Origin of the sequence: Phocaeicola coprocola DSM 17136, assembly GCF_000154845.1 — a bacterium.
GTDB classification, from domain to species: domain Bacteria; phylum Bacteroidota; class Bacteroidia; order Bacteroidales; family Bacteroidaceae; genus Phocaeicola; species Phocaeicola coprocola.
On the sequence record NZ_DS981496.1, the window covers coordinates 32,838 to 57,720 of the forward strand.

The following is a 24,883-nucleotide window of genomic DNA, read 5'->3' on the forward strand; positions in this document are numbered from 1 at the left end:
TTGTATACGCTGTTGCTTTGTGTTTAGTATTTCTACTTTTACAGCATCCACATCGGCATCATTGGCTATACCGTTATTTCGGTAAGCTTCTATATTCTTTAAGTTTCTTTGTAAGTTATCATGGAGCAGAGCGTTCTGATGCAACTGTTCGTTTAAGAGTAATATCCCGAAGAATACCTGATTGACTTGTTCGTTCAGTGCATACATGCTTACGTCCAGTTGATACTTATTTTCTTGCGAAACGGCTTTGATCTCTTTTTTCTGGTGATGAATCTGTCCGCCGTCCCAAATGTTTTGCTGAACTTCTATCAGTGCCTGATACTGGTCTTTGGGCAATCCTTTGATACCTATTCCCGGAATATCTATCGGGAATGTAGTTGCATCGCTCTGGTAAGATGCTTTGCCGCTGATATTGATTTGTGGAAGGTTACCTTTGGATGCGTTCGAAAGATTATATTGTTCAGCAAGTTGAATGAGGTTATATTGTCTGACCAGGGGATAATTCTCTTGTGCAGCATGCCTGCATTCGTCTAGTGTAACTTGTGCCCTTGTGGATATGGCAACTGTAAAAAACATAATGAAGAAAAGAATCCGTTTCATTGTTTGTCGTTTTTATTGTTCTGATACAAAGTTAAATGCTTTCAGTATATACATAAGGCTCCATTGGTTGTTGTAAATGTCCTAATTGTTCGATAATGTGCGAAAAATAGCTTCTTATAGGGCTATATTATTATCTTTGCGGGAAATGAGAATGTTATCATGGAACAGAATAATCTTTTACTCTTAGCTTTAAAGCAGATATTTGAACTTTCCGCTATACCTTGTAATAAATATCGGTTTGTTTCTGCCGAACTGGGTTTTGTCCGTTCAATGAGAGGAGTATTGGAAATTTCAGAGCAGATATTTGCTTTCGGCCAGCCTTATCGTCTGACGGAAGGTCGTGTCTTGTTTATGCATGCCGGGTGTATTCGTGTGCGAGCGAATCTTATAGAATTGACGCTTAAACCTCATCAGTTGATTGTAGCTTCACCAGGTACAATACTTCAGGTAATTGAAATATCGAAAGATTGTGAATTGGAAATGTTTGCCTTTACCAATGGCCTCATGGAAGGTTGGCAAAAAGAAGTATTGTTGCAGACCTTTTTGCAAGGAAGACTTTATGTACAGCTTGATTTACCGGAAAAGGAAGAAAAACGGATTGCTGCCTTTTTCGATTTATTGTGGGATATCGTACACGATAAGCCTTTCCCTCGAGATATGGTAAGAAGTCTTATTTCGGCTTTGTTTCATCAGATAAATATATATCGTATGAGGGAAATATCGGAAGAAAGCGGTCGGCTCACGCGTCAGGAAGAAGTTTTCAACAGATTTTTGTCGCTTGTTAATAAGTATGCCATACACGAAAGAAGTGTAGTGTTTTATGCCGACAGGCTGTACCTGACTCCCCGTTATCTGAGTACATTGATAAAACAGACAAGTGACCGTACAGTGATGGACTGGGTGAATGAGGCTGTAGTGCAAGAAGCAAAATTGTTACTTCGTCATTCTGATAAACTGGTTTATCAGATAGCTGATGAATTGAACTTTCCGAATGCATCTTTCTTCTGCAAATATTTCCGGAGACTGACGGGTAAGACACCTCATGAATATAGGCATGGAAAATAAAAAACACAGGTACAGACTGATAATCATGTCCATACCTGTGTTTTATAAGATGAAATAATCAGTTATTATTTCTTATCTTCTTTTTCGATGCTAACCAATTCTACTTCAAAAATCAATGTAGAGAACGGTTTGATTTTACCAGTTTCACGTGAGCCATAAGCCAGTTCCTGAGGAATATACAATTCCCATTTAGATCCTACCGGCATCATAGTCAGAGCTTCTGTCCATCCTTTGATTACCTGGTTTGCACGGAAAGTAGTTGGCTCTTTACGGTCGTAAGAGCTGTCGAACTGAGTTCCGTCGATTAAAGTACCTTTATAATTAACTTTAACTCTTGCTGTTTCTCCAGGAATTTCACCTTTACCCTCAGTGATTACTTTATATTGCAGACCACTTGCAGTTACTTTTACTCCTTCTTTGCTCTTGTTAGTAGCCAGGAAGTCTTCGTTCTGTTTTTTATAGTCAGCATATTTTGTTTCCAAAGCTTTTTCTTTAATAGCTTCTGCCTTAGCATTTACATATACAGCAGCAGAATCAGGAGCAACGAGTGCCTGCTTCTTTACAGCAGAAACGAAACCAGCCAAGAAGTTTTCTTTGCTTAAGTTCTGTGTAGAGTCGCCGTTGAAGATACGATCGTTGATAGCGTCGAACATATCACCACTTACTTGCTGTCCGATCTGGATACCAGCCATGTAAGCTTTCTGTTTTGCATCTGTCTGTTTCAAACCTTCTTCAATACCTCTGATGAAGTCTGCCATGTGAGTAGAATCGATACCCAGACGTCCCATAGCGTATTCTTGCAATCCTTGTGTGTTGCTGACACCCATCATATAAGAAAGAGTATCAACATCGCTTTTCATGTTTGCCTTTGGGCTCTGAGCTGTACATGATGCCAGTCCAGTTGCGGCTGCAAACATCATGATTAAAGAACTTTTTTTCATTTACTTTATATTTTAAATTATAATTTTACTGATTTGCTTTTGTGTATTAGAGCACCTCTATTAATTCAACTTCGAAGATAAGTGTGCTGTGAGGAGGGATCATTTCACCAGCTCCCTGTGCTCCGTATGCCAGTTCAGAAGGGATATAAAGTTTCCATTTTGCACCTTCCGACATCAACTGCAATGCTTCAACCCAACCTTTGATAACTTGGTTTACTCCAAATACGGCAGGTTCACCACGCTTGATAGAACTGTCGAACAATGTTCCGTCTATTAATGTACCTTCATAGTGACAACGTACGCGGTCAGTTGCTTTAGGCTGTTTGCCGTTACCTTCGGTTATAACTTCATATTGCAGTCCGCTAGGTAAAGTTACTACTTTAGGGTTTTTCTTGTTTTCTTCGAGGAACTGCTTTCCTTTTGCTATGTTTTCAGCATTCATTTTTTCTTCCAACTCAGTGAAATATTTATTCACGATTTCACGAGCTTCGGTGTGAGTGATTGCTGTTTGGTTTCCCTCTAATACGTCTTTGATAGCCTGTGCAAAGTCGTTTACTTCAATGCCGCGGGCACCCATGCTCAGCAGGTTTTGGCCTATACCCAGACCAATGGCGTAACTGAATTTGTCCATGTGATTATATTTATTAGTGTGTAATATTCTTTAAAAGCACGGCAAAGGTATCTTTTTTCTTTGAATATGAGGCTTTTTGAGCGATTAAAAATTCTTATTTTTGTGACTGTATATAAAATGAAAAGAAAATATCTGCCTATGAAAAAGCTGGTGATACTGACTGGAGCAGGGATGAGTGCTGAAAGTGGCATTAGTACATTCCGCGATTCGGGAGGTCTGTGGGATCGTTATCCGGTAGAACAAGTAGCTACTCCCGAAGGATATGCTGCTAACCCGAAGCTGGTAATAGATTTTTATAATGAACGCCGTAAACAATTGCTTACAGTCAAGCCTAACAGGGGGCATGAGCTGATAGCTGAGTTGGAGAATTTTTTTGATGTAACTGTTGTTACACAGAATGTTGATAACTTGCATGAACGTGCAGGCAGTCATCATGTTATTCATTTGCATGGGGAACTGACAAAGGTTACATCTAGTTGGCAACCGAATAACCCGAAATATATAAAAGAACTAAAACCGGAAGAATATGAGGTGAAAATGGGAGATACGGCGGCCGATGGTTCTCAGTTACGCCCGTTTATCGTTTGGTTTGGTGAGGCTGTCCCAATGATAGAAACTGCCATTGACTACGCGGAGCAAGCTGATATTTTTGTCATTATCGGAACATCTCTGAATGTGTATCCGGCAGCAGGACTGTTAAATTATGTTCCAGCCCATGTCTCGGTTTATCTTATAGATCCGAAAGAAGTTGCCATAACTTCGGGCAGGCATGTAAATGTTATTCGCAAGGGAGCCTCCGAAGGAATGTGTGAACTTAAAAAGATGTTACTAAATGAAACAGCGTAAACAATTTCTTTCTATATTTGTTTTCATATTAAAGAAATAATTAATACTAACTTAGAATAAAACGATAAAATTATGAAGAAGTACATTTGCACAGTATGCGATTGGGTTTATGATCCTGAAGTTGGAGATCCTGAAGGTGGCATTGCACCGGGAACAGCATTTGAGGATATTCCGGAAGATTGGGTTTGCCCGGTTTGTGGTGTCGGAAAAGAAGATTTCCAGCCGGTAGAAGAATAATCTCGGTTTGAAATATACGTAAAAAGTTTCGGCTTGTTTGTGGATTTTCCTAAACAAGCCGAAACTTTTTTATTTTTCATATTTTCTAATCAGTGATGGCCTATAAATATATGTTTGTTATATAATTTAACATTCTACGTATTATATCATACAGTTTTATTCGTATATTTGAACATATACAAACTTTAAAAACCTGAATATTATGAACGCAAATCCTGTTTTCAGTTTGCATATCCCAACAAGAATCTTGTTTGGATGTGGTGAGATAAAGAAGTTGGCAACCGAAACACTTCCCGGAAAAAAGGCGATGATTATTATTTCCGGTGGAACTTCAATGAGAAAATACGGATATTTAGATAAGGTAATCGGCTTCTTGACAGAAAATGATGTAGCATCTGTTGTTTATGATAAAATACTTCCCAATCCTATTAAATCGCATGTAATGGAAGCTGCGGCGATCTGTCGGGAACAAGGATGTGATTTTATTATAGGATTAGGTGGAGGAAGTACCATCGATTCTGCTAAGGCTATTGCTGTGATGGCATGTAATGATGGAGATTTCTGGAATTATGTAACAGGTGGAAGTGGTAAAGGACGTCCGGTAACAAAAGCTCTTCCAATTATTGCTATCCCTACTACTGCCGGAACGGGTACGGAGGCTGATCCGTGGGCTGTAATTACAAATGAAGAAAAACAAGAAAAGATCGGTTTTGGATGCAGTCTTACTTTCCCGGCTCTTTCTATCATTGATCCGGAATTGATGATTTCGATACCTCCGCATTTAACAGCTTATCAAGGTTTTGATGCTTTCTTCCATGCTGCTGAAGGTTTTATTGCAAATTGTGCTACTCCAATTAGCGATCTTTATGCTTTAGAGGCTATACGTTTGCTTTATAAATATCTTCCAGTAGCTGTAAACGACGGTAAGAATTTAAAGGCACGTGCAAAAGTTGCTTGGGCTAGTACGCTTGCCGGATTGGTAGAAGCAACTTCCAGTTGTACTTCTGAACATTCTATGGAGCACGCAATGAGTGCATATTATCCACAGTTGCCTCATGGTGCTGGACTGATAGCGCTTAGTGAAGCATATTTCGAAACTTTCCGTAATGATTGTATGAAGCGTTACATGAAAATGGCAGATGTAATGACGCAGCAGAAGAGTAATCGTCCAAGTGACTTTATTGATGCATTGGCTCGTATGAAAAAGGAATGTCATGTGGACAATATAAAATTGAGCGAGTGGGGGCTGAAAGAAGAAGACCTTCCGAAGATGGTTCAGAATGCTCGTGATACAATGGGCGGATTATTTACATTAGATCCACGTCCGTTGACTGATGATGAAGTTTTGAATATCTATAGACAATCGTATAAATAAGTAGTTTGATGTAGATTGTAAAAAATGGTATGTGCAAATAGAATTCTTTTATTCTCTTTTTCACATACCATTTTATTTTATTGAAACATAAGAAGATAATTTTAAAGAGGTAATAAAGCTATTTTTTACAGGTTAGAGTTACTTGTCACAAGTTATCTTTTACGATATTTGAGTGGAGAAACTCCTGTTGCTTTTACGAAAAACTTTCCAAAGACAGACTGATCAGAAAAGTCTAGTTCATCTGCTATTTCCTTTATCCCCATATCAGTAGTATCTAATAGTCTTTTAGCTTCTGTGCAGAGAAGTTCTGATATATGAAAGTGAACTGTATGTCCTGTAATGTTCTTTACGATTCTGGATAGATAGGTTGTTGAGATGTTTAAATTGTTTGCATAAAATAGTATGTCATGGTGCTTTCTGTAATTATGACTTGAAAGTTTTTTGAAATTACGAAATATCTCGTCGGTGCGCTTGATGCAAATTGATACTTCCTGATTATTCTGGCATAGTATATCTGTTATTTGTAGTAATAAAAAATTGCACAAATGACTGATTATACCACTCTTATAGAAACGGAACTGTTCTAAACTCTCAGAAATTAAATGCATTGTTTCTTGTAAGTAACTGAGTGTACTTGTGTTTAGAGAAAGAATGGGTTATTATTTCTTCTGAGTCTTTCTCTTGAAGTTGTAGGCAAGGTGTTGAGGCTGTTTGTTTTAACAGGTTAAAATCGGGGGTAATAGGTAGCGCACATAGAAAGTCGGGTAATATGTGCATCACTTTCATTTCGAAGTCGGACGAACATTCTTTGATATGAATGATGTGTTGGGGAATAATAATAAATATTCCATTTTGACAGATATGATGGGTATTATAGTTTATCTTAAGCTTAATATATCCCTTCGTGCAAATACCGAAAATGAATCCTTTGAATACAAATGATTGTTCGTGCACATTGGGGCCTAATATATCTGATAAGTCTTTGAAGATAATCGTTTCTTTTTCTATGAGATTTTCTTGAGATATCATGATTCTCTTATTTATGTATTTGCAAAAATAAGAATGATAATAAATTTAATGGTGTTTGAGGAAGTTTTATTTTCTAACTTTGCAGCCGTTTTTTAATTAATGGTTATTAATAAGTGTAGATTATGATGATGAAAACAGTCCGAAATGCAATATTATTACTTTGGGGCGTACTTATTTGTTATCCGGTTGGAATGAAAGCTCAAGACAAGTTCGATGCAAGTGTTGGTATGGATTTAGTAAGTGGCTATATTTGGCGTGGTCAGGATTTGGGAAATGTCAGCATTCAGCCAGAAGTGTCGTTGGCTTACAAAGGTTTTTCTCTTACAGGATGGGGAACTGTTGGATTTGATAAAGATGATATAAAAGAGTTTGATCTGACCTTAGGTTATGAAGTGAAAGGATTCAGTTGCTCTGTAACTGATTATTGGACTAATGGTGGACCGGGATACTTCCACTATGGGGCACATAATACGAGTCATACATTTGAAGCGCAGATTGGATATGACTTTGGCTTCTTATCGGTGGACTGGTTTACGAACTTTGCTGGAAATATCGGTTATAAAGCAGATGGAAGTAAAGCTTATGCTTCCTATTTTTCAGTTTCTGTTCCTTTTGTTTTGGGAGGACTAGACTGGACTGTAGAGGCTGGAGCAACTCCTTGGGAAAATGATTTCTATACAGGAGGAGAAAATTCCAGTTATTCGAAAGATATGATAAATGGTTTTGCTGTTTGTGAAGTAGGTATAGAGGCTTCGAAAGAAATAAAGATTTCGGAAAGTTGGTCATTGCCTCTTTTTGCTAAAGCAATATGGAATCCTTCTACGGAAGGGCTTTATTTTGTTGCGGGATTAAGTTTTTAATATGTGCAAAAATCAAATAGCCTCTCAAAAATGAATTTTATGAGGGGCTATTTGTTTTATATATTTTCCATTAAAACAAGGCTGGTGATCGATTTGCTATAGATTCATTACTTCTTGTTCGAAATGATCTTTGTCACCTTTCGCTCTATTGCGTATTTTGCTGCGATAGTTGTAAACAGTCGCTAGTGAATAACCCAAAAAATGGGCGATACGATTGGCATCGGTTACTCCCAAACGTATTAAAGCGAAAATACGGAGTTCTGTGTTTAGTATTTCACCCGGTTTAGGGTATATTTTCCCTTCATCTGTTAGTAATTTATTGAAGTCCTCTATAAAATTAGGGAACAACTCTAAAAATGATTTATCGAATTCATTATAGAAATTCTTCCGTTCGTCACGAAGGAACTGTTCAGAACGTATAGCTTTGAATAGATCATCAATACGTGAAGCCATTGCAAGTTTTTCCAACGAACGGCGATATTGCTCAAGCTTTTCAAGATAACTGACACAACGATCCAGATACCGTGCTATGTATACTTCTTTAATCTTTCCGGTTTGGGCCAAACTTTCGTTGGCTGCTTGCAGTTCTTTGTTGGAAAGGTATAAATGTTTTCGTGTGATAGATAATTTTTTCAGACCATAATACAAGTATGATGCTAGGATAATTAATAGAACGGCTAATATTCCCATGCATACTAAGAGTATGACAACCATTCTTTTTTCTTGAGCTTCTTTTTGAGAATATGCATGGTCGATAATTGGATAAAATTCTGTAACTTCGGCAAAACGCAGACGAGCGTTGCAGGCTACGGCATCTTCCATAGAACAACTTAAGTAGCTATATGCTCTTTTTAAATCGCCATGACGATAGATGAGTCGTGCCAGTTTTTGTAGCGAGGCATATTCTCTGACAGATGTGCTTAAATCAATGATTGCAGTTTGCGCCAGATAATAGATTTGCATATCAGGTTCGTTTTTTACCTCATATGCCATTGATAATGTATAATATATATATGCCTTTTGCCTTAAATCAAGGGACGTAGTAAGCATTTGATTAAGCATGGGAAGGGCTTTATCCGGTTGTGCAGAAAGAATGAATCTCTCTGCTAAAACAATATTGCGATCTACTCCGGAATCGATACTATTCATTATCGAATCACGATATAAATCTGTCAGATGTAAATATTTTTGTTTAGCATCATGTCCTATAGTGTAGTCGGCTAACCATCCGTAGCATGTACGTGCTGTAAAGTAATAGTATATTAAGTTTTTCTTGTCTAATTTACTGGGAGATATTTGTTGTAACTCTGTTAATGCTTCATTGTACATACCCATGACTCCCATGACTTCTGCACGATTGATAATGATTTCGTCATGTAACTCCGGCTTATTTAATAATAGTGCATATTCCGATTTTTTGTTTATATAATACAGAGCTGAGTCTGCTTGATAATGTAAATATAGTCCGAGTAATTCATTACATAGTTTATACTTGTCTTCTTCTGTTGTTGCGTAATGTAGTTGCTGTTTAAGTTGAGATATTGTTGTTTCTCGTTCAGTGCGAAAAGAAGCTTTCTTAGTAATGACTTCATCGAGTTGCTGCAAAACTTTTTCATGATTAGCTTGTTGTGCTTGAGCAGACAGGGTTAATAAAATCATACTGGTTAATAGCCAGATGAATTTATATCTTGCTATGAAAATACGGATATTTTGTTTCATTTGGTGCTATAGCTATGTTTAAAAGTGTATCATAATACAAAATTTAGTGCTAAAACTATTTATATAATTGATATGGTTGTATTAGGTTAAGTTCTTTGTTTTCTGTATTTTATGTTCACAAGGCGTTTATATTTATTTTCCAAATATAATAAAAATATTGTCAAAGGTATACTTTTGCATCGAAAAACATTTCAAATCATATTAATCTTAAATATCATGAAACATACACGGCTTTTATTTATGGTTATCTTTAGTTTTTGCGGTATTTGCCGTGCTGCTGCGACTATAAAGGTAGATAAGATTGCTCCGAGCTACTGGTGGGCTGATATGAAGAATCCTGAGTTGCAGATTCTATTATATGGCAACCATATCTCTTCTTCTGAAGTGTCTTTATCTGGTAAAGGGGTTATATTAAAAGAGGTCGTTAAACAAGATAATCCGAATTATTTACTATTGTATATTGATTTGTCTGAAGCTGAAGCGCAAACCTTTAATATTGCATTAAAAGATGGTAAAAAGAAACTTACGATACCTTATGAGCTGAAGCCACGTGTACGTAAAGGAGAAGATGTAAAAGGCTTTACTTCTGAAGATGTCCTTTATTTGATTATGCCTGATCGCTTTGCTAATGGGAATCCAGATAATGATATTGTTGAAGGAATGCTCGAAAATAGAGTAGACCGTAATGACTCTTTTGCTCGGCATGGAGGTGATTTACAAGGCATTGCTGATTATCTGGATTATATTGCAGATTTGGGGGTAACAGCTATTTGGCTGAATCCAACTCAGGAGAACGATATGAAAGAGGGATCGTATCATGGTTATGCCATTACAGATTATTATCAGCTGGATCGTCGTTTAGGAAGTAATGAGGAATTTAAGACATTGGTTGAAAAGGCACATCAGAAAGGGTTGAAGGTTGTGATGGACATGATTTTCAACCATTGTGGTAGTGAAAATTACCTGTTTAAAGATAAACCCTCTAAAGAATGGTTTAATTTTCACTCGGAATATGTGCAGACTTCATTTAAAACAGCTAGCGTAATGGATGTACATGCCAGTGAGTATGAACGTAAGATTGCTACTGATGGATGGTTTACTTCAGTTATGCCTGACTGGAATCAGCGTAATCGTCATGTAGCACGTTATCTTATTCAAAATAGTATCTGGTGGATTGAGTACACTGGCATTAATGGGATTCGTCAGGATACTCATCCGTATGCCGATTTTGATTTTATGAGTGAATGGTGTAAGGAAGTACTTGAAGAGTATCCTTATTTTAATATCGTAGGTGAAACATGGTTAAATAGTAATGTCTTAGTTTCTTATTGGCAGAAGGATAGCAAACTGGCAGCTCCACGAAATTCCAATTTACCGACAGTAATGGATTTCCCTTTACAAAGTTTGATGAACCAAGCTTTTGATGAAGAAACTGGAGAGTGGGGAGGAGGACTGTATAAATTGTACGACTATCTGACACAAGATATCGTATATGCTGATCCGATGAACCTGCTGGTATTCTTCGATAACCATGATACTTCTCGTTTTGCTACAACTGATGAGAAGGCTGATAACTTGACGAGGTATAAACAGACCATAACATTTTTGCTTACTACACGCGGAATACCGCAGATATATTATGGTACAGAGATTTTGATGACTGGTGACAAGGGAAATGGAGATGGAGAATTAAGAAAGGACTTTCCTGGGGGCTGGCAAGAAGATAAAATAAATTGCTTCGTACCAGATGGACGTACAGCATTGCAGAATGAAGCATTCGATTTTACTCGTAAATTGTTGAATTGGCGTAAGGGAAATAAAGTACTTTCTCATGGTACACTAAAACATTATTCTATCAGTCAGGGTACCTATGTTTATCAACGAGTGTATAATGGCAAGTCTGTTGTTGTAATAATGAATGGTACGGATAGTCCGCAGGAATTGAGTTTAAAACCTTATCAGGAGATATTGCCACAGCCGGAAAGCATAGATTTCTTGAGTGGGAAGCATGTGGCTTTGACAGATAAATTATCTCTGAAAGAACGTGAAATTTTGATTCTCTGTTTCTAATGGATTTATATTTATTGCTCCTGTCTTATGAGTCAATTATCTGAAATATAATTAATTAAATGTTTTGTAGATTTGTATTTTTCATATGAAAGAAATAACAAACTGATAACGCATTTAATTTTGCTTATGACCTAAAAAATTATTAATCATAATACCTTATAAAACTATGAATCTAAAAAGAACCTTTGCCTTTGTAGCTATGTGCTACTGTGCGTTTGCATTGAGTGCACAAAATCTGACTTCACCAGATGGTAATTTAAAAATGAACTTTAGTTTAAACAGTAACGGGGCTCCTGTATATGAGCTTTTCTTTAAAGATAAAGCTGTGATAAAGCCTAGTACTCTTGGTCTTGAACTGAAGAGAGAAGATCCAGAAAAGAGAATCGGATTTGAATGGACAGAACGCAAAGATAAGGAACGCGTAGATGAAAAAATGAATCTGATGACTGGATTTAAGATTAAAGATACACGTACTTCTACTTTCGATGAAGTTTGGCGTCCGGTGTGGGGAGAAGAAAGTGAAATCCGTAATCATTACAACGAACTGGAAGTCACACTTGACCAGCCTGAAAATGATCGTTATATCATTATCCGTTTTCGTTTGTTCAATGATGGTTTAGGTTTCCGCTACGAGTTCCCTCAGCAAAAAAATCTGAATTATTTTGTTATCAAAGAAGAGCATACTCAGTTTGCTATGACGGGAGATCATACAGCATTCTGGATTCCGGGAGATTATGATACACAAGAATACGATTACACAACTTCACGCTTATCTGAAATACGTGGAAAGATGAGTGCGGCTGTAACAGAAAATTCTTCACAGTATGTATTCTCACAGACAGGTGTTCAAACAGCATTGATGATGAAGACTGATGATGGGCTTTATATAAACTTGCATGAAGCAGCATTGAAAGATTATTCTTGTATGAGTTTGAACTTGGATGATAAGAATATGATTTTTGAATCATGGCTGACTCCTGATGCAAAGGGAGATAAAGGATATATGCAGACTCCATGTAATTCGCCTTGGCGTACGATTATCGTAAGCGATGATGCCCGTAACATTCTGGCTTCGCGAATTACCTTGAACCTGAATGAACCATGTAAGATAGAAGATACTTCTTGGATTCATCCTGTGAAATATATTGGCGTATGGTGGGATATGATTACCAATAAAGGTACATGGGCATATACAGATGAATTGCCAAGTGTAAAACTGGGACAAACTGATTACTCACAGACTAAGCCAAATGGAAAGCATTCTGCTAATACGGCAAATGTAAAACGTTATATTGATTTTGCTGCTAAACATGGTTTTGATGCTGTACTGGTGGAAGGATGGAATCAAGGATGGGAAGACTGGTTTGGTAAGAGCAAAGATTATGTGTTCGATTTCGTGACTCCTTATCCAGATTTTGATGTAGAAGAAATTCATCGTTATGCGGCAAGTAAAGGTATTGAAATGATGATGCATCATGAGACTTCGTCTTCTGTCCGCAATTATGAACGCCATATGGATAAAGCTTATCAATTTATGGTAGATAATGGTTATCATTCTGTAAAGAGTGGTTATGTAGGTGACATTATTCCGAGAGGAGAACATCACTACGGTCAGTGGATGGTTGATCACTATTTGTATGCTGTAAAGAAAGCTGCTGATTATAAAATTATGGTTAATGCTCACGAAGCAGTACGTCCTACAGGACTTTGCCGTACTTATCCTAATCTGATTGGCAATGAATCAGCTCGCGGAACTGAATATGAATCCTTTGGTGGAAACAATGTAAATCATACAACAATTTTGCCGTTTACTCGTCTTATTGGTGGTCCGATGGATTATACTCCGGGAATTTTTGAACCTGATTGCAGTAAGATGAATCCGAATAATAAGTCGCATGCACGTACAACTCTGGCACGTCAGCTGGCTCTTTATGTAACTATGTACAGTCCATTGCAAATGGCTGCTGATGTTCCTGAAAATTATGAACGTTTTATGGATGCTTTCCAATTTATTAAAGATGTAGCTGTTGATTGGGATGAGACAAAATATCTGGAAGCTGAGCCGGGAGAATATATAACAATTGCTCGTCGTGCTAAGAATACTAATGATTGGTATGTGGGCTGTACAGCTGGCTATAACGGTCATGTGTCAAAATTATCATTCGACTTCCTTGATCCGGATAAGAAGTATGAAGCAATTATTTATGCAGATGCTAAAGATGCAAGTTGGGACAAGAATCCTCAAGCATATACCATTACAAAGAAAAAGGTTACCAGCAAGAGCAAAATGACTCTGAAAGCTGGAATTGGAGGTGGTTACGCTATCTCTATTAAAGAGATCAAGTGATATCAGGCATTGTTTTATTGTAATATATCAGAGAGGTTATTTTCCTTCTCTGATATATTATACAATCTTTAAGATAAAAAGATAATTGTTTCCAGTAGGTATTTAATATATAGTTCAATCTGCACGTTTATAGATTGTAGCCAAGAGAATTTTCTTAACTTTAAAATTAATAATATGAACAAGAATCTATTTATTAAACACACAGGAAAGTGTCTACTATTGACGATAGTAGGTATGCTTATTTCCTTCCAAGTATTAGCCCAAAACTTGGCGGTTAAAGGGAGTGTTGTAGACAAAAACGGAGAGGCTATTATTGGAGCTAATATTTTGGTGAAGGGTACAACCAATGGTTCAATTACTGATTTTGATGGTAATTTTACTTTGGAGGCTAAAAAAGGTGATATCTTAGTTTTCTCTTTTATCGGTTATAAAAACCAGGAGCTTCCTGCTGCTGCTAATATGAAGGTCGTTCTTCATGAAGATACCGAAGTCTTGGATGACGTTATTGTTATTGGTTATGCTACGGGAAGCCAGCGTACTGTTTCTGGTGCAATCCAGCGTGTCGGACGTGAAGATATGAATGCTGGCGTTGTAACGAATCCATTGCAGGCCATAAAGGGTAAAGTGGCTGGTGTAAATATTCAGAAATCTGGTGGTGACCCGACTGCATCAGCTTCTATTCGTGTACGTGGTACAACTTCTTTGTCTGGTGGTAATGATCCATTGGTTATCATTGATGGAGTTTTTGGAGATTTGAGTATGTTGAATGCTATCTCTCCTGCTGATATTGAAAGTTTTACAGTTTTGAAAGATGCTTCAGAAACAGCTCAGTATGGTTCAAGAGGTGCTAGTGGAGTAATTGTAGTTACTACAATTAAAGGTAAAAATGGTGTTAAGACTTTAAGTTATGATGGTAGCTTTGGTGTGGAAACCGTTTATAAGAACTTGGAAATGCTGGATGCCAATACATATCGTCAGGTTGTGGCTGATAGAGGATATGCCAATGCTTTAGATATGGGATATGATACTAATTTTATTGAAGCAATGCAGCAGACAGGTTATACGCAGAATCATCGTCTTTCTTTTGGAGGTGGTACAGAGTCGTCTAATTATCGTGCTTCTATTGGTGTTATTGATCAAAAGGGTATCATTAAGGATAATTATATGCGTAACTATACAGCTAAACTGGATGCTTCGCAAACAATGTTTAATGATAAGGTAAAAATTGAATTTGGAATGTTTGGTTCTAAAGTTGATAAACGTTACTTGAATGATTATCAGAAGACATTCTATTCTGCAGCTGCATTTAATCCTACTTTCCCTGATTTTGCGAATGAAGATGGATCATGGCCGGAAGATCCTAATGCAAATGAAACACAGAATCCTTTGGGACGTTTGACAATAAAGGATATAGAATCAAATAGCTACATTAATACAAATGCGCGTATAACATGGACTGTAATTGACGGATTAAAATTGAGTGCTTTTGGTTCATATACTTATAATGTAAAAGAAAATTCAAAATATACTCCAAACAATATTAAAGCAGGACAAGGACAGAGTGGTATTGCTGAAAAGTCTGATAACAAGAGTGGTGTGTTGTTAGGCAACTTTACTGCAAATTATAAGAAAGCATTTGGAAAGCATTATATTGATATTTTAGGACTTGCTGAGTTACAAGATTATAAATATACTGGTTTTGGTGCTAAATCAAAGCAGTTTGGTACTAACTTCTTCGAGTATAATAATTTAGGCGCTGGTGGAGAAGTTAAATATGGAGATGTCAGCTCATACTCTAATGGTTATTCAATAGCTTCATTTATGGGACGTTTCAATTATAGTTTTGCTGATAAATATATTGCAACTGTAAATATGCGTGCCGATGGTTCTTCTAAATTAGGAGCAAATAATAAATGGGGATTTTTCCCTTCTGCATCATTGGCTTGGGTTTTGAAGGAAGAAAGTTTCTTGAAAGATGTAGATGTTGTTTCCAATTTAAAAATAAGAACTGGTTATGGTCTTACTGGTAACCAGGATGCCATTAGTGCATATAACTCGTTGAAGTTGATGAGTCCGACAGGTGTAACTACAGTAAATGGCAAGCCTGTTGTTACATACGGAATCAATCGTAATGATAATCCTGACTTGAAGTGGGAGGTAAAACGCATGTTTGATATTGGTATTGATGCAGGATTTTTCGAGGATCGTTTGACTGGAACATTAGATTATTATTATTCAAAGACTAGCGATCTGTTATATAATTATGCCGTACCTGTTCCTCCTTTTGCATTCAATACTTTGTTGGCTAATTTGGGAGAAATGGAAAATACCGGTATTGAAGTTGCAGTGACAGGTGTTCCTGTAAAAACTAAAGATATGGAATTGACTATTTCTGCAAACTTCTCATGGCAAAAGAATAAATTGCTGTCTTTGAGTGGCTCTTATATGGGACAATCATTGAGTGCTAAGGAATACATGAATTTGGGAGGAATGAATGGCGCTGGATTTATCGGAGGAAATAATCAGGTTATTTATCAGATGGTAGGACAACCCTTGGGAGTATTCTATTTACCTAAATGTGATGGACTCATTGATATGAATGGTAATGGTGAGTATACTTATCATATTCTTGACATTGATGGTCAAGAAGGTATAGATCTTTCTGATGGAAAGGACCGCTATATAGCAGGACAAGCTATGCCGAAGTTCTATTTGGGTGGTAATATTAGTTTCCGTTACAAACAGTTTGATATCCAGACTCAGTTCAGTGGTGCGTTTGGGCATAAAATTTATAATGGAACCTCTTTGTCATACATGAATATGAGCTTATTCCCTACTTACAACGTAATGAAAGGCGCTCCTGAAAAGAATATTCATGACCAGACTGTAACTGACTATTGGTTGGAAAGAGGAGATTATGTACATATTGATTATGTAACATTAGGATGGAATCTGAATACTAAGAATTTAAAGAACATTAATTCGTTAAGATTGACATTCTCTGTAAATAATTTGGCTACTATTACTAATTATTCAGGATTGTCACCAATGATTAATAGCTCTACTGTTGGAAGTGATTTAGGTGTTGATGATAAGCGCTTCTATCCGCTTACACGTACTTACTCACTGGGACTTAGTCTTAACTTTTAAATGAATGTTACTATGAAAAGAAAATTATTATATAGCTTTTTTATTGCTGCTGCAATGAGTTTTAGTGGATGTTCTTCTTTCTTGGAAGAAAATCCTGTTGATCAGATGCCGGAAAGTGAAGCCTATAAAAATCCGGAAATGATTTATTTAAATACAGTTGCTAACCTTTATACAAAGATTGGCGCAGATGCAGGAGGAAGTGGTTTGGCTGGAACAGACAGAGGACTTTATGACTTGAATACATTTTGTGCCGATGATGCTATCCTCCCGACAAGAGGTGGTGACTGGGACGATGGTGGATTGTGGAGAGATCTGTTCACTCATAACTGGGGTGTAAATAATGGACTTATCATATCTACTTGGGACTATCTGTATGGAGTGATTGTACAGTGCAATCAATCTATAGATAAATTGACTGAGTTGAAAGAGTTGGATCCAAGCAATGAATATTTTGATATTTATAAGGCTGAAGTCCGGGGAATTCGTGCTATGTATTATTATTATTTATTGGATATGTTTGCACGTGTACCAATTGTTGAATCTTCATTAACTCAGATGAAGGATGTCAAACAGTCAGAACGCAGTGAGGTTTTCAATTTTGTAAAGAAAGAGCTGGAAGAATCTATTCCATTGTTAGCTGACGAAAAAAGTGCTGATCTGGGAGAGTATTATGGGCGTATGACTAAGGCTGTTGCTTACTTCCTTATGGCTAAGTTGGCTTTGAATGCTGAAGTTTATACTGATAACGACTGGACAGACCAATCTCGTCCTGATGGAAAGAATATTAAATTTACAGTGGATGGCACAGAAAAAAATTGCTGGGAAGCTACCGTCGCTTATTGTGATAAAATCAAGGAGTGTGGATATTCTTTAAATCAGGGAACAAATGGATTCCTTTCTAACTTCGTAGTTAATAATGAAGGATCTAAGGAAAATATTTTTGTTATTCCAATGGATCCAACCTTGTATAAAGCTCGTAATATGTATCTGGTACGTTCACGCCATTATGATGTTGGTAAAGCATTAGGATTTGGTAATGGAGGTTGGAACGGATCTGCTGCTACTATTGAAGCAATGAAAGCATTTGGGTACGGAACTGCAACTCCTGATCCTCGTTTGGAATTAACTTATTATACAGGCCGGGTTGTTGTAAACGGGCAAGAAGTTATTAACAGTGAAACTGGAAAACCTTTGGAATATTTACCAATGGCAATCAGGCTTCAATTCGATAAGAGTGATACTAGCATGAAGATGGCTGGAGCACGAATGTATAAGTACGCAGATGATCCGACTGCAACCGAAGATGGACAGTGTCCTCATAACGACTGGGTATTGTTCCGTTATGCAGATGTTGTATTGATGCGTGCTGAGGCTTTGATTCGTAATGGTCAAAGCGGACAGGCTGATTTAGATGAAGTCAGAAATCGTGTTGGAGCACCTCATGCAGATGCTACTTTAAGTAATTTGTTGAAAGAACGTATGTTGGAACTGGCATGGGAAGGATGGAGACGTCAGGATTTGGTTCGTTTTGGTAAGTTTAATGATGCTATAACTGATCGTCCTAAGACAGAAGCTTATTTACAAGTGTTCCCGATTCATGCTAACACTTTGGCTGTCAATCAGAATTTGACACAAAATCCGGGATATTCAAAATAAAGAAAACCTTATAGAATAAAGAAACATATGAAAACATATTTCAAATATATAGCATTGACCTTATTGCTTGCTTTGGGGCTTGTAAGTTGTGAAGATAATGAAAACTGGCGAATTATTCCATATGAACCGGAACCTGAGGCTCCGGTTGATGGGCCTGAACAGTTGTATGTGGTTGGTGCTCACCAAAATTGGGCTCCAGATGCAGCTGTTATAGGAAAACTTTATCCAATAGACGCTATGGGTAATTATGCCGGATATGCTTATTTGAACGGTGAATACAAATGTACTTCACAGCAAAATTGGAGTGGCCCTAATTATGGAGCAGGTTCGACTGAAGGAACATTGTCGACAGCTGAGGATGCTGGTAACCTGACTGCAGAAGAAGGGTATTATTATCTTACTTTTAATATCAAAGAGCTTACATATACAGTTCAGCTTGTAAACTTTGGTGTTATTGGAGATGCTACTCCTGGTGGCTGGAATGAAGATACCGATTTAGTTTATGATCCAGCTGATCTAAAGTTGAAAGTAGATATGACATTGACAGACGGTACGATTAAGTTTCGTGCAAACGATCAGTGGGATGTTCCTAATGGAGATTTTGGTGCAGGAGATAGTGAAGGCAAATTGGCTCCAAAAGGAAATAACATTAGTGTGACGGCTGGTGATTATCAAGTGGTAGTAGATCTTTCGACTCCGGATTATACTTATGAATTGATAGCTAAATAATTAAATTAATATTAGGAGTGCGTCGATAGGGCTTTGCCAGATTGTACGCACTCTTTTTTTCTTCTATCTATGAAAAACTATATATTGACTTATATATTGTTAGCACTGGGGTTTATTACTTCATGTAGTGATACCGATTCGAATACTTTGCCTGGTGGTGTAACAGATAATTTGAAAGAAGGCTTTACTTATTTACCGGAAACTCCCGATGCTGACCAGCCTCTCACGATTACATTTAAGGCGTCACCGACTTCTGCTTTATATGGATATGTTGGTGATGTATACTTGCATACAGGAATAGTAAGTGAGGGAGTGTGGCTGTATGTGCCTGCAGATTGGAATGAAAATATTGAAAAGTGTAAGTTTACTAAAAGTCAAACTGAGGCTAATGTATGGACCATTACTCTTTCTCCGTCTATTCGGGAATGGTTTGCTTCCGGTACAACTCCTGTTGAACAATTGGGAATTATCATTCGTAGTGCAGATGGTAGTAAAAAAGGTATTGACAAAGATCAGTTTGTGAATGTTACGGATATGAAATATCATGGATTCGTTCCTGGTAAGGTTCAGGAGAAATCACTTCCTTCAGGGGTGCAGGAAGGAATTAATTTGGATATAGATAATTGTACCGTGACATTAGTTCTGTATGATAAAGCAACTGATGGAAGTCATAAAGACTATGCGTATGTTGTAGGAGATTTTAATGAGTGGACATTGGCTAATGATGAAACATCCCAGATGTATCGTGATGAAGCAACAGGATGCTGGTGGATTACAATTTCTGATTTAGATCCTGCAAAGGAGTATCGTTTTCAGTATTATGTAGGGACTTTAACAGGTGATGTCATGCGACTGGCAGATCCTTATTCTGAAAAGATACTGGATCCGGATAACGATAAATATATTGCAGCATCTACTTATCCGGTTACAGAAAGGCAATATCCTGATAAAGGCATAGGCATCGTGTCTGTTTTTAAGCTACAGCGAGAAGAATATAGCTGGATAAATACAGATTTTAAGATAAAAGATGCTGATAATCTGATGATTTATGAAATGTTGTTACGTGACTTTACAGAAAGTGGTGATTTGAATGGAGCTATACAAAAGTTAGATTACTTACAGGCCTTAGGCATCAATGCCGTTGAGTTGATGCCTGTACAAGAGTTTGATGGGAACAATAGCTGGGGGTATAATCCTTGTTTTTTCTTTGCATTGGATAAGGCTTATGGTACAAAAGAAATGTATAAACGTTTCATTGATGAATGTCATTCTAGGGGAATAGCTGTTTTGTTTGATGTCGTTTACAATCATGCCACGGGAAATATGCCATATGCAAGACTATATTGGAACAATTCCAAAGGATGTCCTGCGGTCAATAATCCATGGTTTAACGAAGCAGCACCACATCCATTTAGTGTTTTCAATGATTTTAATCACGAGTCAGAGTTAACACGTCGTTTTGTAAAGCGCAATCTTAAATTTCTTTTGGATGAATATAAAATAGATGGATTCCGTTTCGATTTAACAAAGGGATTTACAAATAAGACAAGTAATGAAGGTACTTCCGGAAATTATGATGCTAGTCGTGTAGCCATTTTAAAGGATTATTATCTGGCTATTAAAGAAGTCAATCCAGACGCTATTATGATTTGCGAACATTTGGCAGGTATTGAGGAGGAAAGCGAATTGTCACAAATAGGAATGAAGTTATGGCGTAATATGAATAATGCTTATTGTCAGTCTGCAATGGGATGGAGTGAAGGAAGTGGTTTTACTGGACTTACTACCTTTAATACGACTATGAAAGAAGGTGGATGGGTTGGTTACATGGAAAGTCATGACGAAGAGCGGTGTGCTTATAAACAAACCCAATGGGGAAATGGATTATTACAAACCGATTTGTCTGTACAGATGCAACAACTAGAGGCAAATGCTGCTTTCTTCTTTATGGTATCAGGACCTAAAATGATCTGGCAATTCGGAGAATTGGGATATGATATTTCGAGAGATGCTAACCAGCAAGGAGAAGTTATTTCTGGTGAAGATCACAAGACAGATCCTAAGCCTGTTTTATGGTCTTATAAAGATATACCAGAAAGAAATGAATTATATACCACTTATAGTCGGTTGTTAGCATTGCGTAAGGCATATCCTGATGTCTTTGGCCAAAATGCCTTTAAGGAATGGAGGGTTTCTGATAATGATTGGAATGACGGACGCTATATCCGTTTGGAAACTGTTGATGGTAAACAACTTGTTGTCGTAGGTAACTTTACTGACCGACCTGTTGATATGCAGTATGTATTCCCTGTAACGGGAGAATGGTATAACTTCTGTAAAGAAGGAATGCCAGAAATCATTACGGCTACACATTTGGAGGTTCCAGCACACAGTTTTGGCTTATATACGAATTTCTCTATTCCTGTAAAATAGTGCAAGAAAGGGAACATATCGTTTACGGCTTTAAAGGTATGTTCCCTTTTATTGTGTGTATATTGTTATCTTGCTTGACTTCTAAATTCTTTGGGTGACATTCCTGTATTTTTCTTGAAAAAGCGACTTAAGTATGACTGATCGGGGAAGTTGAAATGCTGTGCTATTTCGGTAACCGATAAATGTGGGTCATCCAATAACACTTTGATTTCGGCTGTTAATTGCTCATCGATCAACTGTTTGGGAGTTCTTCCGTTTACATATAAAGCAATAATCTCATTCAAATATCGTGATGTGATACATAGCTTGTCGGCATAAAAAGCTACCTGATGCTCTCGTGTACTATATTCTCTTACAAGTTGCAGAAACTGATAATAGAGAATCTGTTTGCGACTGTATTGTTTTTTCACAGCCAGTTTTTCCTGAATAGTATTGAATAACCACATCAATAGACTTTGTAGAAAGTTATATTCCTGCTGTTGGCGGAATTGAGGTGTATTGTCCATGAATTGCATTTGTGCCATGTCCATCCATAAATTTATTTCTTTCCATGTCTTTTGGCTTCGTTCGTCCTCTGTATGATGATAACAGGGATGTTCATGTGTATAATTATAATAGGGAGTATCAATTGGTAGTACTGCTTTTAGAAAAACCTCTTGTGGAAACATCAGAATACGTGCTTTAAAGTCGTACGATGATTGTACCACTTGTATCAGGCTGCCAGTCAGAAAGATTAACTCAGTCTGTTCTTCGAATATATATTGTTGTACACCAGTCGAAATAAGCGCTTGTCCGTGTGTACATATTAAATAGATACCACATTTAAAGTGACATGGCTTTTGTTTGAGCTGGGCCAGATCAGTTTCTTCGTATAAAATATATCGTGTGTCTGACGGTAATGAATATGGCATGAATGACTTCTGTTTTATACCGCAAATATACTTATATTCTCTGATGAAATATACATATGTTCCTAAAATGAAATGTTTTGTACTTTTAAAGAAATAAATCGTTCTGTGAGAATGGCGTAATTTTGCAGTCGAAAAAATGAAGGTAAAAAAGATGATAACGACGAAGAAACAAGATTCAAAGCTATTTATACTGATATTTTTAGGCATGTTAAGTGCATTTGGTCCTTTTGTTATGGATATGTATCTGCCTACATTGCCTGCTATGTCCGATTATTTTCATACAACTTCCTCTATGGTTCAGCTGGGACTTACTTCCAGTATGGTAGGACTAGCTATTGGTCAATTGATTTTTGGTCCGTTAAGTGATAAATATGGTCGTCAACGTCCATTGATAATTGCTTTATTCTTGTTTCTGTTTTCTACAGTCGGATGTATTTTTTCGCAAAATATCATGCAGTTTGTGGTATTGCGTTTTGTACAGGGAGTAGCTGGAGCTGGTGGCGTAGTTCTTTCTCGTTCGATAGCTACTGATAAATATTCAGCACGTGAATTGGCTACTATGTTAGCTATAATCGGAGCTATTAATGGTATTGCTACGGTAGCTGCTCCGATAGCAGGAGGAGTATTGGCAGAGGGTGCAGGATGGCATGGCATCTTTTGGTTTTTATTTTTGTTGGGAGGCGTATTGCTGTGCTGTAGTTTTCGTATGCAAGAATCGTTACCTGCACATCGCCGCCCGGAAGTGAATTGGAAAGGTATATGCCGAAATTTTGGTACAGTATTGAGTAACCGCCGATATTTATTTTATATTCTGCAATATGGCTTTACGATGGGAGTACTTTTTGTAAATATTGCTTCAGCTCCTTTTATTATGCAGCAGCACTATGGATTATCTCCTATGATGTTCAGCTTGTGTTTTGGAATCAATGCTATCGCTATGGTTATTTCTTCTACTATATCAGTTAAGCTTCCTACTATGGAACATGCTTTGCATATCGGTAGTAATGGCATGCTGGTCGTTTCTGCTTGTCTGCTTGTTTGTCTTTCACTGAATTGTAACTTTTGGATATATGAAATATTGATTTTCTGTTTACTTGCTATGGTGGGTATGAGTTATACTGCATCAAATGCTTTGGCAATGGATTGCGAACGCAGATATGCTGGTATTGCTTCTGCTCTGTTGGGAGCTATTGGTTTTCTGTTTGGTGGATTAGTCCCTCCTTTAGCAGGTTTAGGCGATATGATGTACACGGCAGGAGTGCTGTTCCTGGCTGGAGCTGTCTGTGCATATCTCTGCGCAAGATATGCGATGCCAGTTCGAGAGGGTGAAAAAAATCTGTTGTATCGCATATGTTATGTTATGATTCATTTACCCTATACTATTATAAATAGAAAACGTGGATAAAATATTTAAAGCTTGTTCCGACTCCGAAATTCTTTGGGTGACATACCTGTGTTCTTTTTGAAAAAGCGGCTCATATTGGCTGGCTCTTGAAAATTGAATAGCTGAGCTATTTCCATTATAGACAGACTAGGATTACTTAATTGTACTTTTAACTCGGCTGTGAGCTGTTCGTCTATAAGCTGTTTGGGTGTACGTCCATTAGAGTATTGAATAACGACTTCGTTCAGGTAACGCGGTGTAATACAAAGTTGGTTAGCGTAATAGTTTATTTGATGTTCCTGAGTACTATGCTCTCGTAATAAGACCATAAAACGGTGATACAATATTTGTTTTCTACTATACTTGTTATGTATGGAGAGATATTGTTGTGGAATCGTATTGAATATCCACATAAACAAACTTTGTAGAAAATTTTGTTCTAGTTGCTCCCGAAAATATTTGGCAGGGTGACTGAAAAGAAGTTCTGCCATATCCATCCATTGATTTACTCGTTTCCAGCTTGCTAAACTTGTATCGTTTGCTGCATGGTTAAAGTAAGGCGCTTCACTCATGTAGTTAAAGTAAGAAGTGTCAATAGGTAAGGCTGCTTTTAGAAAAATATTTTTAGGAAATAGCAACATTCTTACCTTAAAGTCAGGAGAAGGTTTGATGACTTCGATAAGACTTCCTGCTAGAAAAATCAGTTCCGATGTTTTACAGAAATCATATTGTTCTACTCCTGTAGAAATAATACTTCTGCCGCTTATGCAAAGCAGTTGTATACCACACTCAAACCGAAAGGGGCGTTTTGTGAGTGAAGATAGATCGGTTTCTTCATATCGCATAATCGATGTATCAGAAGGAAAAGAAGATATCATGATAGTGTTCTGTTTATGTAGG

18 protein-coding genes and 1 pseudogene are annotated in these 24,883 nt (G+C 37.2%); 12 read left to right on the top strand and 7 right to left on the bottom strand.

All coding sequences use genetic code 11. From position 1 onward, the window contains the following. Positions 1–9: 9 nt before the first annotated feature. Positions 10–600: pseudogene (locus BACCOP_RS21160) on the bottom strand (TolC family protein); the annotation flags it as partial. Between the two features lie 159 nt (positions 601–759). Between BACCOP_RS21160 and BACCOP_RS14295 the strand changes: the two are divergent. Continuing rightward, positions 760–1,665 carry a helix-turn-helix transcriptional regulator gene (locus BACCOP_RS14295; RefSeq protein ID WP_007570343.1) on the top strand — a complete coding sequence of 302 codons (906 nt, stop codon included), beginning with the start codon at positions 760–762 and terminating at the stop codon, positions 1,663–1,665. A 65-nt stretch (positions 1,666–1,730) separates the two neighbouring features. Here BACCOP_RS14295 and BACCOP_RS14300 read toward each other — a convergent pair whose 3' ends face one another. Together BACCOP_RS14300 and BACCOP_RS14305 are read right to left on the bottom strand one after the other, a co-directional pair. Continuing rightward, a complete protein-coding gene (locus BACCOP_RS14300) occupies positions 1,731–2,606 on the bottom strand; it encodes an FKBP-type peptidyl-prolyl cis-trans isomerase (RefSeq protein WP_007570345.1) in 876 nt (291 codons plus the stop codon). Between the two features lie 46 nt (positions 2,607–2,652). Next, positions 2,653–3,237, bottom strand: coding sequence for an FKBP-type peptidyl-prolyl cis-trans isomerase (locus BACCOP_RS14305; protein ID WP_007570347.1), 585 nt, complete (start codon positions 3,235–3,237; stop codon positions 2,653–2,655). A gap of 138 nt (positions 3,238–3,375) precedes the next feature. On the opposite strand from BACCOP_RS14305, the gene BACCOP_RS14310 reads away from it, so the two are divergent. The 3 genes from BACCOP_RS14310 to BACCOP_RS14315 all read left to right on the top strand — a co-directional run bounded on the left by BACCOP_RS14310 (position 3,376) and on the right by BACCOP_RS14315 (position 5,695). After that, positions 3,376–4,083, top strand: a complete 708-nt coding sequence (locus BACCOP_RS14310) for an NAD-dependent deacylase (RefSeq protein WP_040312120.1) — start codon at positions 3,376–3,378, stop codon at positions 4,081–4,083. A 72-nt stretch (positions 4,084–4,155) separates the two neighbouring features. Then, entirely contained in the window at positions 4,156–4,320 is a 165-nt protein-coding gene (gene rd, locus BACCOP_RS20005; RefSeq protein WP_007570351.1) for a rubredoxin, read from the top strand. A 202-nt stretch (positions 4,321–4,522) separates the two neighbouring features. Beyond that, positions 4,523–5,695, top strand: coding sequence for an iron-containing alcohol dehydrogenase (locus BACCOP_RS14315; protein WP_007570353.1), 1,173 nt, complete (start codon positions 4,523–4,525; stop codon positions 5,693–5,695). A gap of 152 nt (positions 5,696–5,847) precedes the next feature. On the opposite strand, the gene BACCOP_RS14320 is transcribed toward BACCOP_RS14315, so the two are convergent. After that, positions 5,848–6,303 carry a helix-turn-helix domain-containing protein gene (locus BACCOP_RS14320; protein WP_007570355.1) on the bottom strand — a complete coding sequence of 152 codons (456 nt, stop codon included), beginning with the start codon at positions 6,301–6,303 and terminating at the stop codon, positions 5,848–5,850. 543 nt (positions 6,304–6,846) lie between these two features. On the opposite strand from BACCOP_RS14320, the gene BACCOP_RS14330 reads away from it, so the two are divergent. Beyond that, entirely contained in the window at positions 6,847–7,584 is a 738-nt protein-coding gene (locus tag BACCOP_RS14330) for a hypothetical protein (RefSeq protein WP_007570359.1), read from the top strand. 96 nt (positions 7,585–7,680) lie between these two features. Here BACCOP_RS14330 and BACCOP_RS14335 read toward each other — a convergent pair whose 3' ends face one another. Next, positions 7,681–9,303 (bottom strand): DUF6377 domain-containing protein, encoded by a 1,623-nt coding sequence (locus BACCOP_RS14335; RefSeq protein ID WP_007570361.1) that lies wholly within the window; start codon positions 9,301–9,303, stop codon positions 7,681–7,683. A 216-nt stretch (positions 9,304–9,519) separates the two neighbouring features. Here BACCOP_RS14335 and BACCOP_RS14340 point away from each other — a divergent pair, with 216 nt between their 5' ends. The 6 genes from BACCOP_RS14340 (at position 9,520) to BACCOP_RS14365 (ending at position 21,688) form a co-directional block, all read left to right on the top strand. Continuing rightward, complete coding sequence (locus BACCOP_RS14340) at positions 9,520–11,373, top strand: glycoside hydrolase family 13 protein (RefSeq protein WP_040312113.1); 1,854 nt, start codon at positions 9,520–9,522, stop codon at positions 11,371–11,373. Between the two features lie 166 nt (positions 11,374–11,539). Further along, the gene (locus BACCOP_RS14345) at positions 11,540–13,720 is read left to right on the top strand and encodes a glycoside hydrolase family 97 protein (RefSeq protein WP_007570365.1); all 2,181 of its coding nucleotides are present in this window, start codon (positions 11,540–11,542) and stop codon (positions 13,718–13,720) included. Positions 13,721–13,954: 234 nt separating this feature from the next. After that, positions 13,955–16,870 (top strand): SusC/RagA family TonB-linked outer membrane protein, encoded by a 2,916-nt coding sequence (locus BACCOP_RS14350; protein ID WP_397434038.1) that lies wholly within the window; start codon positions 13,955–13,957, stop codon positions 16,868–16,870. 12 nt (positions 16,871–16,882) lie between these two features. Further along, positions 16,883–18,526, top strand: coding sequence for a RagB/SusD family nutrient uptake outer membrane protein (locus BACCOP_RS14355; RefSeq protein ID WP_040312114.1), 1,644 nt, complete (start codon positions 16,883–16,885; stop codon positions 18,524–18,526). A gap of 27 nt (positions 18,527–18,553) precedes the next feature. Further along, a complete protein-coding gene (locus BACCOP_RS19295) occupies positions 18,554–19,255 on the top strand; it encodes a cadherin repeat domain-containing protein (RefSeq protein WP_007570370.1) in 702 nt (233 codons plus the stop codon). 69 nt (positions 19,256–19,324) lie between these two features. Beyond that, the gene (locus BACCOP_RS14365; RefSeq protein WP_007570371.1) at positions 19,325–21,688 is read left to right on the top strand and encodes an alpha-amylase family glycosyl hydrolase; all 2,364 of its coding nucleotides are present in this window, start codon (positions 19,325–19,327) and stop codon (positions 21,686–21,688) included. 65 nt (positions 21,689–21,753) lie between these two features. Here the strand turns inward: BACCOP_RS14365 and BACCOP_RS14370 are convergent, their stop codons facing one another. Beyond that, on the bottom strand, positions 21,754–22,599 hold the full coding sequence (locus BACCOP_RS14370; protein WP_007570372.1) for a helix-turn-helix domain-containing protein: 846 nt from the start codon (positions 22,597–22,599) through the stop codon (positions 21,754–21,756). Between the two features lie 151 nt (positions 22,600–22,750). Between BACCOP_RS14370 and BACCOP_RS14375 the strand changes: the two genes are divergently transcribed. Continuing rightward, complete coding sequence (locus BACCOP_RS14375; RefSeq protein ID WP_050756975.1) at positions 22,751–24,004, top strand: multidrug effflux MFS transporter; 1,254 nt, start codon at positions 22,751–22,753, stop codon at positions 24,002–24,004. 5 nt (positions 24,005–24,009) lie between these two features. Here BACCOP_RS14375 and BACCOP_RS14380 read toward each other — a convergent pair whose 3' ends face one another. Beyond that, positions 24,010–24,861 (bottom strand): helix-turn-helix domain-containing protein, encoded by an 852-nt coding sequence (locus BACCOP_RS14380; protein WP_022125131.1) that lies wholly within the window; start codon positions 24,859–24,861, stop codon positions 24,010–24,012. Positions 24,862–24,883: the final 22 nt, after the last annotated feature.